This window comes from Streptomyces sp. NPDC059003, assembly GCF_042740445.1.
In the GTDB taxonomy this organism is placed as follows: Bacteria; Actinomycetota; Actinomycetes; order Streptomycetales; family Streptomycetaceae; genus Streptomyces.
Genome location: NZ_JBHYJH010000037.1, coordinates 26522 through 41840, shown reverse-complemented (window position 1 = coordinate 41840; position 15319 = coordinate 26522). Strand labels below are relative to the sequence as shown.

At 73.2% G+C, this 15319-nt stretch carries 11 protein-coding genes; 9 read left to right on the top strand and 2 right to left on the bottom strand.

Translation table 11 applies throughout. From position 1 onward, the window contains the following. Nucleotides 1-227 precede the first annotated feature (227 nt). Nucleotides 228-4922: a DEAD/DEAH box helicase gene (locus ACFWZ5_RS16290; RefSeq protein WP_384791642.1), complete on the bottom strand. Its 4695-nt coding sequence runs from the start codon at nucleotides 4920-4922 to the stop codon at nucleotides 228-230. A gap of 81 nt (nucleotides 4923-5003) precedes the next feature. Between ACFWZ5_RS16290 and ACFWZ5_RS16285 the strand changes: the two genes are divergently transcribed. Genes ACFWZ5_RS16285 through ACFWZ5_RS16275 form a run of 3 tightly spaced genes read left to right on the top strand, consistent with a single transcriptional unit; the run spans nucleotide 5004 to nucleotide 7011 of the window. After that, nucleotides 5004-5945, top strand: a complete 942-nt coding sequence (locus ACFWZ5_RS16285; RefSeq protein ID WP_384791639.1) for an AraC family transcriptional regulator — start codon at nucleotides 5004-5006, stop codon at nucleotides 5943-5945. After that, complete coding sequence (locus ACFWZ5_RS16280; protein ID WP_384791637.1) at nucleotides 5867-6706, top strand: AzlC family ABC transporter permease; 840 nt, start codon at nucleotides 5867-5869, stop codon at nucleotides 6704-6706. The genes ACFWZ5_RS16285 and ACFWZ5_RS16280 overlap by 79 nt, the downstream gene beginning before the upstream one ends. Continuing rightward, nucleotides 6703-7011: an AzlD domain-containing protein gene (locus ACFWZ5_RS16275; RefSeq protein WP_384791634.1), complete on the top strand. Its 309-nt coding sequence runs from the start codon at nucleotides 6703-6705 to the stop codon at nucleotides 7009-7011. Before ACFWZ5_RS16280 ends, ACFWZ5_RS16275 begins: the two co-directional genes overlap by 4 nt. Before the next feature lie 36 nt (nucleotides 7012-7047). On the opposite strand, the gene ACFWZ5_RS16270 is transcribed toward ACFWZ5_RS16275, so the two are convergent. Then, complete coding sequence (locus ACFWZ5_RS16270) at nucleotides 7048-8004, bottom strand: hypothetical protein (RefSeq protein ID WP_384791631.1); 957 nt, start codon at nucleotides 8002-8004, stop codon at nucleotides 7048-7050. Between the two features lie 79 nt (nucleotides 8005-8083). Between ACFWZ5_RS16270 and ACFWZ5_RS16265 the strand changes: the two genes are divergently transcribed. The 6 genes from ACFWZ5_RS16265 (at nucleotide 8084) to ACFWZ5_RS16240 (ending at nucleotide 15292) form a co-directional block, all read left to right on the top strand. After that, entirely contained in the window at nucleotides 8084-8278 is a 195-nt protein-coding gene (locus tag ACFWZ5_RS16265; protein WP_384791628.1) for a DUF3046 domain-containing protein, read from the top strand. 109 nt (nucleotides 8279-8387) lie between these two features. Next, nucleotides 8388-9617 carry an AI-2E family transporter gene (locus ACFWZ5_RS16260; RefSeq protein WP_384791625.1) on the top strand — a complete coding sequence of 410 codons (1230 nt, stop codon included), beginning with the start codon at nucleotides 8388-8390 and terminating at the stop codon, nucleotides 9615-9617. A 336-nt stretch (nucleotides 9618-9953) separates the two neighbouring features. After that, nucleotides 9954-11081, top strand: a complete 1128-nt coding sequence (gene recA / locus ACFWZ5_RS16255; RefSeq protein ID WP_384791622.1) for a recombinase RecA — start codon at nucleotides 9954-9956, stop codon at nucleotides 11079-11081. Nucleotides 11082-11084: 3 nt separating this feature from the next. Further along, nucleotides 11085-11789 (top strand): recombination regulator RecX, encoded by a 705-nt coding sequence (gene recX / locus ACFWZ5_RS16250; protein WP_384791619.1) that lies wholly within the window; start codon nucleotides 11085-11087, stop codon nucleotides 11787-11789. 165 nt (nucleotides 11790-11954) lie between these two features. Continuing rightward, nucleotides 11955-12701 (top strand): ArsR/SmtB family transcription factor, encoded by a 747-nt coding sequence (locus ACFWZ5_RS16245; protein WP_384791616.1) that lies wholly within the window; start codon nucleotides 11955-11957, stop codon nucleotides 12699-12701. Further along, nucleotides 12698-15292: an FtsX-like permease family protein gene (locus tag ACFWZ5_RS16240; protein WP_384791614.1), complete on the top strand. Its 2595-nt coding sequence runs from the start codon at nucleotides 12698-12700 to the stop codon at nucleotides 15290-15292. Before ACFWZ5_RS16245 ends, ACFWZ5_RS16240 begins: the two co-directional genes overlap by 4 nt. Nucleotides 15293-15319: the final 27 nt, after the last annotated feature.

Here is a 15319-nt window from a genome sequence, read left to right as displayed (position 1 = left end):
TCCTTGGGGTGACGGGGGCTTTTGTGAGCGTGCTGCGGGCGGACATACCGGCGCGGCCCCTTCGGTTTCGGAGGCGGCTGCGGCCCGGTGGGGGTGTTCGGTGCCGCTTCTGCTGTATGTCGCTCCTGCTGTGGGCAGGCGTCCCGCAGGGCGGGACGGGTGGGCACAAGCCCACGTGCCGGGTCGCTGGTACGGAGAGGGGGGCTGGAGTTGGTCGGAGGTGGGCGTCAGGGGCGTAGGCGGAGGCCTCTGGGGGTGGCGTGGAAGCCGGAGGATTCCAGTAGGGGGGCGTACGGGGAGGTCAGGGCGGGGGAGCCGTTGATGCGCTCCACGGTGACCGTGCCGAGTGCGCCCGCCTTCGCCGCCGCGGCCAGGGATGCGGCGGCTGCCAGGAGGCGGGGGTCGCGGGTGGGCGAGGGGGCGTCGGGCGTGGGGGACTCGCCGGTGCCGGGCCAGGCGAGGAGTGTCTTGCCGCCGCGCTCCATGTACAGCGTCAGCTCTCCGTCCACGAGGACGACGAGGGAGCCCGCCTTGCGGCCCGGCTTGTGGCCGGCCTCGGCGGGCGGGTCGGGCCAGGGCAGCGCGGCCCCGTAGGCGTTGGCCGGGTCGGCGGCGGCGAGGACGACCGCCTGGGCGTCGGCGGCCGTGGCACCGCCCGCCCGCTCGCGGGCGCTCGCCGCCGCCCGCAGCCGGTCCACGGCGCCGTCCATCGCGAACTGCGCGGCGCCGAGCCCCTCCACCACGTACCCCCGGCGCGCCTGGCCGTTGTCCTCGAAGGCCGACAGGACGCGGTACGTCGCCGAGAAGCCGCCCTCGACTCCCTCGGCCGCGACGGCGCCGCGGGTCACCACGCCGTGCCGGTCGAGGAGGGTCCGGGTCAGGGCGTGGGCGCGCAGCGTCGTGTCGGGCTCCCGGGCGGGCAGCAGGGACCAGCGGCCCGCGACGGTCGGCGGGCCGGTGCGGGAGGCGGGGCGGGCCGCGACGGTCAGGCTGCCGTACCGGCCGCGCGGGATCGTGCGCTTGGCGCGGTGGGCCGTGGAGCCCGCGGTGCGGCCCGAACCGAGGAGGGAGCGCATCGGGGCCAGCGTGTCGTTGGTGAGACGGCCCGACCAGGCCAGGTCCCAGACCGCGTCGGCCAGGTGGGGATCGGAGGCGTCGGGGTGGGTCGTGGCGCGGACCTGGTCGGCGATCTGGCGGAAGAACAGGCCGTAGCCCCCGGAGAGGGTGTCCAGGACCGATTGGTGGAGTGCGGTGAGCTCCAGGGGGTGCGGGGGCGGGAGGAGCAGAGGGGCGGCGTCGGCCAGGTAGAGCGAGACCCAGCCGTCCTTGCCGGGCAGCGACCCGGCTCCGGCCCATACGACCTCTCCGGCGGCGGTGAGTTCGTCGAGCATCGCCGGCGCGTACCCGGTGACTCGGGAGGGGAGGACGAGCTTTTCGAGAGCGGAGGCCGGCATGGACGCGCCCTGGAGCTGTTCCACGGCGCGCACGAGGCCGTCGATGCCGCGCAGGCCGTGGCCGCTCAAGTGCTGCCACTGCGGCAGGAACTGGGCCAGGGCGGCCGGGGGCACCGGCTCCAGCTCCTGGCGCAGCGCGGCGAGCGACCGGCGGCGCAGGCGGCGCAGCACCGTCGCGTCGCACCACTCCTGGCCGATGCCCGCCGGATGGAACTCGCCCTGGACGACCCGGCCGTTCGCCGCGAGGCGCTGCAGCGCGCCCTCGGTGACGGCGGTGCCGAGGCCGAAGCGCGCGGCGGCCGTCGCGGAGGTGAACGGGCCGTGCGTGCGGGCGTAGCGCGAGAGGAGGTCGCCCAGCGGGTCCTTGACCGGCTCCGTGAAGGCCTCCGGGACGCCGACCGGGAGCGCCGTCCCGAGCGCGTCGCGCAGTCGGCCCGCGTCCTCGATCGACGCCCAGTGGTCGGCCCCGGCGATGCGGACGCGGATGGCGCGGCGGGCGCCCGCCAGGTCCTGCGCCCACTGGGGTGCGGCGCCGCGCTCGGCAAGCTCGGCGTCCGTGAGCGGGCCGAGCAGCCGCAGCAGGTCGGCGACGCCTTCGGCGTCCTTCACGCGGCGGTCGTCCGTGCGCCACTGCAGCTCGCTCTCCAGGCCCGTGAGGACGTCCGCGTCGAGCAGCTCGCGCAGTTCGGCCTGGCCCAGGAGCTCGGCCAGGAGGCGGGAGTCCAGGGACAGGGCCGCGGCGCGTCGCTCGGCGAGAGGGGAGTCGCCCTCGTACAGGAACTGGGCCACGTACCCGAAGAGGAGCGAGCGGGCGAACGGTGACGGCTCCGGCGTGGTGACCTCGACGAGGCGGACGCGGCGGGCCTCGATGTCGCCCATCAGCTCCGTCAGGCCCGGTACGTCGAAGACGTCCTGGAGGCACTCCCTGACCGCCTCCAGGATGATCGGGAAGGAGCCGAACTCGCTGGTCACCTCCAGGAGTTGGGCGGCACGCTGGCGCTGCTGCCAGAGGGGGGTGCGCTTGCCGGGGCTGCGGCGCGGCAGCAGCAGCGCGCGGGCGGCGCACTCGCGGAAGCGGGAGGCGAACAGGGCCGAACCCCCCACCTGATCGGTGACGATCTGGCTGACCTCGCCCTTGTCGAAGGCCACGTCGCCCGCGCCTACGGGGGCCTGCTCCGGGTCGAACGCCGCGTCCCCAGCGCCGCCGGTGCTCTCCAGGGGTTCCTGGTCGAGCAGGTCGAGGCCCATCAGGTCGGCGTCCGGGAGACGGAGCACGATGCCGTCGTCGGCGTGCATCACCTGGGCGTCCATGCCGTACCGCTCGGTGAGGCGGGCGCCCAGGGCCAGCGCCCACGGGGCGTGCACCTGCGCGCCGAACGGTGAGTGCACCACGACGCGCCAGTCGCCCAGCTCGTCGCGGAACCGCTCGACCACGATCGTGCGGTCGTCCGGGATGTGGCCGCAGGCCTCGCGCTGCTCGGTGAGGTACGTCAGGACGTTGTCCGCAGCCCAGGTGTCGAGGCCCGCGGCTTGGAGGCGCCCGCGCGCGTCGTCCTGCGGCAGTGAGCCGATCTCGCGGAGGAACGCGCCCAGGGCGCGGCCCAGTTCGAGCGGGCGGCCCAGCTGGTCGCCCTTCCAGAACGGCAGCCGTCCGGGGACACCGGGTGCCGGGGAGACGAGGACGCGGTCGCGCGTGATGTCCTCGATCCGCCAGGAGCTGGTGCCCAGGGTGAACACGTCGCCCACCCGGGACTCGTAGACCATCTCCTCGTCGAGCTCCCCGACGCGGCCTCCGCCCTTCTTCGGGTCGGCGCCCGCGAGGAAGACGCCGAACAGACCGCGGTCGGGAATCGTGCCCCCGGAGGTGACCGCGAGGCGCTGCGCACCGGGGCGGCCGGTCACCGTGCCCGCGACGCGGTCCCACACCACGCGCGGGCGCAACTCCGCGAAGGCGTCCGACGGATAGCGCCCGGCGAGCATGTCCAGGACGGACGTGAACGCCGACTCGGGGAGCGAGGCGAAGGGCGCGGCGCCCCGGACCACGGTGAGGAGGTCGTCCGCCTGCCATGTGTCCAGGGCGACCATCGCGACCAGCTGCTGGGCGAGCACGTCCAAGGGGTTGGCCGGGACGCGCAGCGACTCGATGGCGCCCTTGCGCATCCGCTCCGTGACGACGGCGGCCTGGACCAGGTCGCCGCGGTACTTCGGGAAGACCACGCCCGTGGAGACCGCGCCCACCTGGTGCCCCGCGCGGCCCACCCGCTGCAGGCCGGAGGCCACGGACGGCGGCGACTCGACCTGCACCACCAGGTCGACGGCGCCCATGTCGATGCCGAGCTCCAGGCTGGACGTGGCCACCACGGCGGGCAGCCGGCCCGCCTTCAGGTCCTCCTCCACCTGGGCCCGCTGCTCCTTGGACACGGAGCCGTGGTGGGCGCGCGCCAGGATCGGGGGCGCGCCCTTGGCCGCGCCCGACTCCGCCATCACCTCCGCCGGAGTGTGGTCCTCGGGGAGGGGCTCGCCCGTCGCGCGCTCGTACGCGATCTCGTTCAGGCGGTTGCACAGGCGCTCCGCCAGGCGGCGGGAGTTGGCGAAGACGATCGTGGAACGATGCGCCTGGACGAGATCGGCGATGCGCTCCTCGACGTGCGGCCAGATCGACGGGCGCTCCGCGGCCTGGTCGGAGTCCGCCACCGGTGAGCCGCCCAGCTCGCCCAGGTCCTCGACGGGCACGACCACCGACAGGTCGAACTCCTTGCCCGACTCCGGCTGGACGATCTCCACCTTGCGCTGCGGCGAGAGATAGCGCGCCACCTCGTCCACCGGCCGCACCGTGGCCGACAGGCCGATCCGGCGCGCGGGACGCTTCAGAAGCGCGTCAAGGCGCTCCAGGGAGAGGGCGAGATGAGCGCCGCGCTTCGTCCCCGCGACCGCGTGCACCTCGTCGACGATCACCGTCTCGATGCCCGTCAGCGCGTCACGCGTGGCCGACGTGAGCATCAGGAACAGCGACTCGGGGGTCGTGATCAGGATGTCCGGCGGGCGCGTGGCCAGGGCGCGGCGCTCGGCCGCCGGGGTGTCGCCGGAGCGGATGCCCACCCGCACCTCCGGCTCCGGCAGTCCGAGGCGCACGGACTCCTGGCGGATTCCCGTGAGCGGACTGCGCAGGTTCCGCTCCACGTCGACCGCCAGGGCCTTCAGGGGCGATACGTACAGCACCCGGCAGCGCTGCTTCGGGTCGGCCGGGGGCGGGGTCGAGGCCAGCTGGTCCAGGGCGGCGAGGAACGCGGCCAGGGTCTTGCCGGAGCCGGTCGGCGCGACCACGAGCACGTCCGAGCCCTCCGCGATCGCCCGCCACGCCCCGGCCTGCGCGGACGTGGGCGCGGAGAAGGCCCCCGTGAACCAGCCGCGGGTCGCGGGGGAGAAGCCGTCGAGGGCGGCGCGGTGACTGCGTGCGGACCTGACCATGACCCCATCGTGCACCCCGCCACTGACAACGGCCGTGACCTGCGCGAACGACGATTCGGCGGGCTGGCGCAGAATGGGGGCATGACAGGTTCGGCCGAGCGGGCGCGCCACTGGACCTACGCCGAACTGCCGGGCGTCGACCTGCTGCGGGCCCGCTACATCCGCAAGACGTTCGTGCGCCACACCCACGAGAACTACGTGATGGCCGCGGTCACCGAGGGCGTCGACGTGTTCCGCCACACCGGCCACGACCGCCACGCGGGACCCGGAACGATCGCCCTGATCAACCCCGACACCCCGCACACCGGCCGCGCCGGGGACTCCGAGGGCTGGCGTTACGGCGCCGTCTACCCGGCGCCGGAGGTGGTCGCCGCCATCGCGGCGGAGACGACCGCCCTGCGCGGCACACCCGGCTTCGTCAGCCCGGTCTTCGACGACCCGTACGCGGTGACCCTCGTGCACCAGGTGCTGCGCGCCGCGGAGGAGGGCAACGCGCTCGCCGCCGACACGTTTCTGCGCACCGCCGTGACCCGGTTGCTGCGGTTGAACGGCGGCAGCCTGCCGCAGCGCACCGTGCGGTCCGCGGGCGAACGCGTGGCCGCACGCGCGCGTGCCGTCCTGGCAGAGCACCTGACCGACCCGCCGAGCCTGGAGCGGCTCGCCACGGACCTCGGGGTCGGGCCCTTCGCCCTGCTGCGCGCCTTCCGCGACACGTACGGCATGCCGCCGCACGCCTGGCTGACCGACGCGCGCGTACGCCGTGCCCGGCACCTCCTCGACGCCGGAGTCACCCCGGCCGAGGCGGCCGTCGCCGTCGGCTTCACCGACCAGCCGCACCTCAACCGCCACTTCGCCCGCATCGTCGGCGTACCCCCGGGCGCCTACCAGCGGGAGCGCAAGAACGTACAAGACCGCGTACGCACGCTCCTCGTAGCGTCCCCGGCGTGGCAGAGCGAACAACACCCGCAGAAATATCCCGACCCCCAGGCAGGGGCAGCGCCGCAGACGGAGACCCGGCTGTAGACACGGACCAGGCCACAGACGGCGACCCGGCTGTCGGCAGGGACCCGGCTGTTGGCAGGGGCCGGGCTGTCGGCAGGGACCGGGCCGACTCCGCTGTCGTCCGTGACGCGCTCGGCGTCGGAGTCGCCGTGGGCCTCTCCGGATTCGCCTTCGGCGTGACCTCGGCGGGCAGCGGCCTCACCGTCCTGCAGACCTGCGCCCTGAGCCTCCTGGTGTTCACCGGCGCCTCACAGTTCGCCCTGGTGGGCGCGCTCGCGGGTGGCGGGAACCCCTTCACCGCCGCCGCGGGCGCATTTTTCCTCGGTGTGCGCAACGCGTTCTACGGGCTGCGGCTCTCCCAACTCCTCGCGCTCCCACGGGCAGTGCGGCCCTTCGCCGCCCACTGGGTGATCGACGAGACGACGGCCGTGTCCCTGGCGCAGCCGGGACGGCGCAGCGCCCGCATCGGCTTCGCCGTCACCGGGCTCAGCCTCTACGCCCTGTGGAACCTCACCACCTTCGTGGGCGCGGTGGGCGCCGAGGCCATCGGCGACACCGGCACCTGGGGGCTCGACGCCGCGGGCCCTGCGGTGTTCCTCGCGCTGCTCGCACCGATGCTGCGCGGCACTACGGAGCGCGCGGTCGCCGCCGTCGCCGTCCTCCTGGGGCTCGGTCTGCTGCCCGTGCTCCCCGTAGGCGTGCCCGTTCTCGCGGCCGCGCTGGCCGTACCGGCCGTGCTCTACGTAGAGGGCCGCCGTGACCGTGAGAGGGAAGCACGTTGAACGTCTGGATCGCCGTCGCTGTGACCGCCGTCGGCTGCTACGCCGTCAAGCTCGTGGGTCTCCTGGTGCCCGCGGGTGCCCTGGAGCGGCCGCTCGTCAAACGCATGGCCGCCCTGCTGCCGGTCGCGCTGCTCGCCGCTCTCACGGCCCAGCAGGCCTTCGCGGAGGGCCGGGCCCTGGTGCTCGACGCCAAGGCCGCGGGGCTCGCTGCGGCCGCCGCCGCGCTGCTGCTGCGGGCTCCGTTCCTCGTCGTCATCGCGGTGGCTGTCGTCGTCACGGCGGGGGTGCGGGCGCTGGCCGGGTGATGCGCGGCGCCCCGGCCCAGGCCCCGCGGGGGCGCGTCAGCGGAGGGGCCGCCCGTGCGCCCGCAGCGTGCGCAGCGCCTCGATCGTCACGATCGGCCGGCACTCCAGCGCCGTGCCCGGTGCCCACTGCCGCCACCTGATCGGCCAACCGCCGTCCTCCTGCTGCTCGTTCGCGAGGAAGTCCAGGGAGCGGGCCATCTCCTCGTCCGTGAACCACGCGCGGGCGAGCGAATCGGGGGACTTCGCGAAGTCGTGCGCGAAGTGGTGCTCGCCCGGCGCGTACCCCGGGGACACCGGATTCGCGTCGGCATGCTCTGGGTCCAGGGCCACGAGACCGTGGTGACGCACCAGGCGGCCGAGCCGGTCGGCCGCCGCCTCCGCGCGCGGGCGGTCCGGTGCGCCGTCGAGGAAGGCGACGGCCGCCTGGACCTCGTACGGATGTGACTTCTCCAACGACTCGACGGCTTGCCAGCAGAAGTCGGTGGCCCGGAACAGCCAGGCGTGCCAGACCTCGTTGCGGTGCAGCAGGCCCACCACGGGCCCGGTGGCGAGCAGCTCGCTGGGCGGGTCGTCGACCACGGGCACGAACGGCGCCACGGGGTAGCCGCGCTGGCTGGGATGGATCGCCGGAAGCGCCCCGTCGGACGTCGACACGGCGGTCAGATAGCGGCACACGCGCTCCACCCGCAGACCGCCGCAGCGCCCGATGGAGTCCAGGACGCGCAGCGCGTGACCGGTGTGCAGCGGCTGGCTGACGGGGCCCCGCAGGTCGGGTTCGAGCGCGTGGCCGTAGCCGCCGTCCCCGTTGGCGTACGCGGACAGCGCGGTCTCGACCGCGTCGGCGCTCTCGCCGCCGTCCGCGCCCTCCGCGCCGTCCAGGAAGTGGTACGCGAATCGTCGCTGTTCGAGGACGCGCGCGGTGAGCCAGACGAACTGTTCGGCGCGTGCGAGCGGGGAGGACGCGGCGTGCGGGGACGCTCCGTTTTCGGCCATGCTCCGACGGTAGGGCGGAAAGCGCTGCCGACAAGCCCTCCGTGCTCGGCTGCACTCTCAGGGGCGCGATACTGGACGCATGCGGTTGACGGTCTTCTGGCAGCGGATGGCGGCCCACTTCGGTGCGGGGTACGCCGACTCCTTCGCACGCGACCATGTGATGTCCGAGCTCGGCGGGCGTACGGTGCACCAGGCACTGGACGCGGGCTGGGAGGCGAAGGACATCTGGCGCGCGGTGTGCGCGGCCATGGACGTACCGGCCGAAAAGCGCTGACGCCGGCACCCCAGCGCTCCGCCGTGCATGAACACGGCTTCACGCGCGCGTGGCCCCGAAGAGGCGGGGGTGGCGGCCGAATGTCACCGGTGTGGGCGAGACTGGCACGGTGGCACCCACAGACGAGACCGCACAGATCACCTCCGACGCAGCACCGCCCGGCACGACGCCGCCCGCCCAGCCCCCGGCCGGGGCGGAGCAGGCGCGCGGGTCCGGCATGCCGCGCTGGCTTCCCCGGGCCATGGTGCTCGCGCTCTCGCTGGTCGCCTGTTTCCAGCTCGGCAGCTGGGCCTTCCACCAGCTCACCGGACTGCTGATCAACATCCTGATCGCGTTCTTCCTGGCGCTCGCCGTCGAGCCCGCGGTGAGCTGGATGGCGGCGCGCGGACTGCGCAGGGGCCTGGCCACGGGCATCGTCTTCCTCGGCGTCATCATCGCGAGCGCGGGCTTCGTCACGATGCTGGGCTCGATGCTCGCGGGCCAGATCGTCGACATGGTCGAGGACTTCCCGGACTACCTGGACAAGGTCATCAACTGGATCAACCAGACGTTCGACACGGACCTGTCCCGCGTCGAGGTCCAGGACAGCCTGATCCACTCCGACTGGCTGCAGAAGTACGTGCAGAACAGCGCGAGCGGCGTCCTGGACGTGTCGACGCAGGTGCTCGGCGGGCTCTTCCAGCTCCTGACGATCCTGCTGTTCTCGTTCTACTTCGCCGCCGACGGGCCGCGGCTGCGGCGCGCCCTGTGCTCCGTGCTGCCGCCCGCCAAGCAGGCCGAGGTGCTGCGCGCCTGGGAGATCGCGGTCAACAAGACCGGCGGCTACCTCTACTCCCGCGGCCTGATGGCGCTGATCTCCGGGATCGCGCACTACATCCTGCTGCAGGTCCTCGAAGTGCCCTACGCCCCGGTCCTCGCCGTGTGGGTGGGCCTGGTCTCCCAGTTCATCCCGACGATCGGCACGTACCTGGCGGGCGCCCTGCCGATGCTGATCGCCTTCACCGTGGACCCCTGGTACGCGCTGTGGGTGCTGGTCTTCGTCGTGATCTACCAGCAGTTCGAGAACTACGTGCTGCAGCCCAAGCTCACCGCCAAGAGCGTGGACATCCACCCCGCTGTCGCGTTCGGCTCGGTCATCGCGGGCACCGCGCTCCTCGGCGCGGTCGGCGCGCTCATCGCCATCCCGGCGGTCGCCACGCTGCAGGCTTTCCTGGGGGCGTACGTGAAGCGGTACGACGTCACGGACGACCCACGGGTGCACGGCCACCGCCGCCGCGACGGCACGCCCCTGCTCGCCCGGGTGCGGCGCGCGCTGACGTCGCCGGGCCGCGAGGGCTGAGGTGAGGGGCGAGGCGCGGGCTGAGACGAGGGCTGAGGTGAGGGGCGAGGCGCGGGCTGAGCGGAGGCCCTGCTCGCGGGCGCATCACCGGCCGCACTCGTCGGCCACACCCCGCGTGGTGCGCTTGACAGCAAAATCGAACATCCATTCTGATGGAGGCTCCGGCGGCGTTTTCCCGGGGGTTCACGGGGGGATTCCCGGGTGCGCCGGTGGAATCCGGCGGGCCGAGCACTCCGAGTTATCCACAGGCAGGGCGGGCGTCGGGGCGCATTGTCAGTGGCAGGCGTTAGCGTCTTTGACGTGAAGCGATCGACTCAAGCAAACCGGGTGGAACCCATGGCAGGAACCGACCGCGAGAAGGCGCTCGACGCCGCGCTCGCACAGATTGAACGGCAATTCGGCAAGGGCGCAGTGATGCGCATGGGCGAGCGGCCGAACGAGCCCATCGAGATCATCCCCACCGGGTCGACCGCGCTCGACATCGCCCTGGGCGTCGGCGGCCTCCCGCGCGGCCGTGTCGTCGAGGTGTACGGACCGGAGTCCTCCGGTAAGACGACCCTGACACTGCACGCCGTGGCCAACGCGCAGAAGGCCGGCGGCGCCGTCGCCTTCGTGGACGCGGAGCACGCCCTCGACCCCGAGTACGCGAAGAAGCTCGGCGTCGACATCGACAACCTCATCCTGTCCCAGCCGGACAACGGCGAGCAGGCCCTGGAGATCGTGGACATGCTGGTCCGCTCCGGCGCCCTCGACCTGATCGTCATCGACTCCGTCGCGGCCCTCGTGCCCCGCGCGGAGATCGAGGGTGAGATGGGCGACTCGCACGTGGGTCTGCAGGCCCGTCTGATGAGCCAGGCCCTGCGGAAGATCACCAGCGCGCTCAACCAGTCGAAGACCACGGCGATCTTCATCAACCAGCTGCGCGAGAAGATCGGTGTGATGTTCGGCTCCCCGGAGACCACGACCGGTGGCCGCGCGCTGAAGTTCTACGCGTCGGTGCGCATCGACATCCGCCGCATCGAGACCCTGAAGGACGGCACGGAGGCGGTCGGCAACCGCACCCGCTGCAAGGTCGTGAAGAACAAGGTCGCGCCGCCCTTCAAGCAGGCCGAGTTCGACATCCTCTACGGCCAGGGCATCAGCCGCGAGGGCGGCCTGATCGACATGGGCGTGGAGCACGGCTTCGTCCGCAAGGCCGGTGCTTGGTACACGTACGAGGGCGACCAGCTCGGCCAGGGCAAGGAGAACGCCCGTAACTTCCTGAAGGACAACCCCGACCTCGCCAACGAGATCGAGAAGAAGATCAAGGAGAAGCTGGGCGTCGGAGTGCGCCCGGAGACCCCGGCCGCCGAGCCGGGCGCGGACGCCGCAGGCGGGGCCCCCGCGGCCGAGGAAGCCGCCAAGACGGTGCCCGCACCCGCGGCCAAGGCCACCAAGTCCAAGGCCGCGGCGGCCAAGAGCTAGGCCGTGACGCGACGAACCGACTGGGGCGACCTCGCGCTTGACGGCACCGGATCCGACGGATCCGACGGTGCCGACGTCGGGGAGCCACACGACGGCGACCGGGACGGCCGGGGCGGGGGCCGCCGTCGGCGGCGCGGCGGCCGCGGCGGTCATCAGGACAGCGGTTCCCCGTCCTCGTCGAGGGCCGAGGGCGGGGAGCCGCCGACGGGGGACCCGGCTGAGCGGGCGCGGGCGATCTGCCTGCGCCTGCTCACCGGGACACCCCGTACGCGCAAGCAACTGGCCGACGCGCTCCGCAAGCGCGACATCCCCGACGACGTGGCGGACGAGGTGCTGTCCCGCTTCGAAGAGGTCGGCCTGATCAACGACGAGGCGTTCGCCGACGCCTGGGTGGAGTCCCGGCACCACGGCCGGGGCCTGGCCCGGCGGGCCCTCGCGCGCGAGCTGCGCACCAAAGGCGTGGACCCGGCGCTGATCGACGAGGCCGTCGGACAGCTCGACGCGGAGCAGGAAGAGGCCACCGCCCGCGAGCTCGTGGCCCGCAAGCTGCGCTCCACGCGCGGCCTCGACCGCGACAAGAGGCTCCGCCGCCTTGCGGGCATGCTCGCCCGCAAGGGGTATGCGGAAGGCATGGCGCTGCGCGTGGTGCGGCAGGCGCTGGAAGAAGAGGGGGAGGACACGGACGAGCTGGGGTACGAGGGGTTCTGAGCGGCGCTCGCCGCTCTGCCGTGTCTGCTGTGTCTGCCGCGTCCGAAGCCAGGACGACGAGGTCGGCCTGGAGCGAGGTCGGCCAGGGGGGTGGTGTTAGCTCCACCCCGAAGATGCCTGGTGACCGCAGTGCACAGGGATCTGTGCACAGGCGACTGTGTACGCATGGTTCAGGAACAGCCAGACAGTGGTGCCGCGCGCACCCCCGGACAAGGCGCCCCCGCACAGGGCACCTCCGGACATGCCGTCGGTCCGGACGGTGCCGAAGGCGGCGTCGGCCCCGAAGAGCTGCGTGATCTGCGTGTGCTCAAGGCGCTGGCGCAGCCCCGGCGGCAGCAGATGCTGCAACACCTCACCTTGCACGGCCCGGCCACGTCCGCCACGCTCGCCAGGGCGCTCGGCCTGAACACCGGAGCCACCAGCTATCACCTCCGGGAGCTCGCCCGCTACGGCTTCGTCGAGGAGACGGAAAGCGCGGGGCACGGACGTGAGCGCTGGTGGCGTGCGGTGCCCGGCGACCGGCGCTTCCCGCCGCGCAGTCGGCAGAGCGCCGAGATGCGGCTCGTCATGGACGAGCTGAACCACCTCTCGTACGCCGCCGACCTGGAGCTCTTCGAGCAGCTCCAGCGGGACAGCGGGACAGCCGACTCCCCGCGGGACAGCGGCGGCCCCGAAGCCGACGAGTGGGCCGACGCCTTTCCGTACTCACGCGGCACGATGCGGCTCACCGCGGCCGAACTCCGTGCGTTCTTCGAGGAGTACATCGCGCTCCTCAACCGGTACAAGCGCTCCGACGCCGACACTCCGCCCGGCGCGCGCACCGTACTCACCCGCTTCCTCGCCTTCCCCGCACCGGTTGAACCCGCTCCTGCTGCGGACGCCGACAACAGAAGAGAGACCGAGACGCCATGATGCTGCGCTACGCCCTGCAGACGATCCGGGCCCGCGTGGGCGGATTCCTGGGGGCCTTCACCGCGCTGATGTGCGCCGCCGCGCTGATCACCGCCTGCGGCACCCTCCTGGAGACGGGCCTGCGCGGCACCATCGCCACCGAGCGCTACGCCGCCGCCCCCGTGATCGTCTCCGCCGATCAGAACGTGCACCGGACCACGGTCAAGCACAAGCACGGCAAGACCAAGGTCAAGCACAAGGCCAAGCCCATAGCCGAGCGGGCCTGGCTGCCCGCGGACATCGAGGACAAGGTCAGGAAGGTGCCGGGCGTCAGCTCGGTCGTCCCCGAACTCACCTTCCTGGCACAGCCGTTGCCGCCGTCCGGCGCCTCAGCGGGACGGAGCGGCGCAGGCGCCGAGGCGGCCAGGCCCGCGTACGGCCACGCCTGGGCATCGGCCGCCCTCACACCCTTCCGCCTCACCGCAGGCAAGGCCCCGCGCGGCACCGGCGACCTCGTCGTCGACCAGGACCTGGCCGAGCGCGCCCGCCTCGAGCCCGGCGACCGCCTCACCGTGCAGTCGACGCAGGCCCCGCGCACGTACCGCGTCACCGGCATCGCCGCACCCGCACCCACCCCCGGCGCCCACGGCCGGACGCAGCGCGGCCTCGCCCATCAGACCTCGCTGTTCTTCTCCACGCGCGAAGCCGAGCGTCTCGCCGCCCACCCCGGGCAGATCACGGCACTCGGCGTCGTACCGGAGAAGGGCACCGGCGCCGACGAGCTCAAGTCGGCGGTGGCGCACGCGCTCAGCGGCACGAAGGCGAAGGTCAGCACCGGCGACGACCGTGGCCCCGTCGAGTTCCTTGACGCCGCGGGCGCACGGGTGAGGCTTGTCAGCATGGGCGGTGCGATGGGCGGAACGTCGCTGCTCGTCGCCGTCCTCGTGGTGGTCGGCACGTTCGCGCTCTCCATCCAGCAGCGCCACCGCGAGCTGGCCCTGCTGCGGGCCATCGCCGCGAGCCCGAAGCAGATCCGGGCGCTGCTCGGGCGCGAGGCCCTCGTCATCGGCGCAGTTGCCGGAACGCTGGGTTCCGTCGCGGGGATACCGCTCGGCGGGCTGCTGTACGACGCGTTCGTGGACAAGGGGGCGGTCCCCGCCACGCTCGGGCGGGTCGTCAGTGTCTATCCGCTGCTCGCGGCCGTGGCCGCGACGCTCATCGGTGCGTGGGCCGCTGCCCGTATCTCCGCGCGCCGCATCGCGCGCATCCGCCCCGGTGAGGCGCTGGCCGAGGCCCGCACGGAGCGCGTGCGGCCCTCCTGGGTCCGTATCGCCGCGGGCCTCGTCCTGCTCGCGGGCGGCGTTGTCCTCGTCGTCGTACTCAGCGTGCTGCGCACCGAGCCCGCGTCGACTCCCGTCACGTTCCTCGCCGTCGTGGTCCTCGCCTCCTCCGTCGCTCTCCTCGGGCCGCTCATCGTCAGGGCGTCCGCCGCCCTGCTCGGCCGCCCGCTGCGGCTCACCGGGCCGGTCGGCCGTCTCGCGCACGCCAACCTCCGCGGCAACGCGGGCCGCATGGCCGCCGCCGTGACCCCGCTCGTGCTGCTCGTCGGCATGACGTGCACGGTCCTCTTCGTGCAGCCCACGCTGGGTGCCGCAGCCCGCGCCCAGGCCCGCGACGGCGTCCGCGCGGACTGGGTCCTGGCCGCCCAGGGGCCGGGCGTGCCGACCCAGGCCGCGCGCCAACTGCGCACCGCCGACGGCGTCGAGGCCGTCACCGAAGTCGTCCGCACCACCGTGCGCGTCGGGCTCGACAAGTACTCCGCGCAGGGCGTGACTCCGGCGGGCCTAACCCGCACTTGGGACCCGGACGTCACCGCGGGCTCGCTGGCGTCCTTCGGCACGGGCAGCGTCGCCGTGAGCAAACTCGCCGCCGACCGGCTCGGCCTGGAGCCCGGCAGCAGCCTCAAGCTCACGCTCGGCGACGGCACACCGACCACCCTGAAGGTCGCCGCCGTCTACGCGCGCGGGCTCGGCTTCGGCGACCTGACCATGGCCCACGAACTGATCGCCCGGCACGTCGACAATCCGCTCGCCGCCACGGTCCTCGTCAGAAGCGACCGTACGAGGGAACAACTCGCCGACCGCATCGCAAAGTTCCCGGGCGTCCGCCTCCTGTCGCCGGACGCCGCCGACGCACCGCAGGCCGCGCGCGACCAGGCCAATGCCGAGGTGAACCTGCTCGCCATGGGCCTGGTCCTCGCCTTCACCGCGATCGCCGTCGTCAACACGCTCGCCATGTCGGTCTCCGAGCGCATCCGGGAGTTCGCGCTGCTGCGGCTCGCGGGCGCGACGCGACGCCAGGTCCTGGGCATGCTGCGCGCCGAGGCCCTGTCGGTCCTGCTCATCGGGACCGCGCTGGGCAGCGGCATCGCACTCGCCGTCCTCACCGGGTTCAGCGTCGGCATGACCGGCAGCGCCGCCGTGACGGTCACACCCCTGGTGTACGTCACCGTGGTCGCCGTCGCGGGCCTGCTGGCCCTGACGGCGACGGCGCTCCCGGGCCGGGGCGCCCTGAAGCCCCGTCCCGTCACTGTGGCAACAGCCAAGGAGTAAGGGGCAGTGCGTCAGAAGGAACCAGGA

Excerpts from the sequence above, each read along its gene's own strand:
- ACFWZ5_RS16285 (WP_384791639.1), top strand. The coding sequence starts at position 5,004 with ATGACAGGTTCGGCCGAGCGGGCGCGCCACTGGACCTACGCCGAACTG.
- ACFWZ5_RS16245 (WP_384791616.1), top strand. The coding sequence starts at position 11,955 with ATGGTTCAGGAACAGCCAGACAGTGGTGCCGCGCGCACCCCCGGACAA.
- ACFWZ5_RS16265 (WP_384791628.1), top strand. The coding sequence starts at position 8,084 with ATGCGGTTGACGGTCTTCTGGCAGCGGATGGCGGCCCACTTCGGTGCG.
- recA (WP_384791622.1), top strand. The coding sequence starts at position 9,954 with ATGGCAGGAACCGACCGCGAGAAGGCGCTCGACGCCGCGCTCGCACAG.
- ACFWZ5_RS16270 (WP_384791631.1), bottom strand. The coding sequence starts at position 8,004 with ATGGCCGAAAACGGAGCGTCCCCGCACGCCGCGTCCTCCCCGCTCGCA.
- ACFWZ5_RS16290 (WP_384791642.1), bottom strand. The coding sequence starts at position 4,922 with ATGGTCAGGTCCGCACGCAGTCACCGCGCCGCCCTCGACGGCTTCTCC.
- ACFWZ5_RS16240 (WP_384791614.1), top strand. The coding sequence starts at position 12,698 with ATGATGCTGCGCTACGCCCTGCAGACGATCCGGGCCCGCGTGGGCGGA.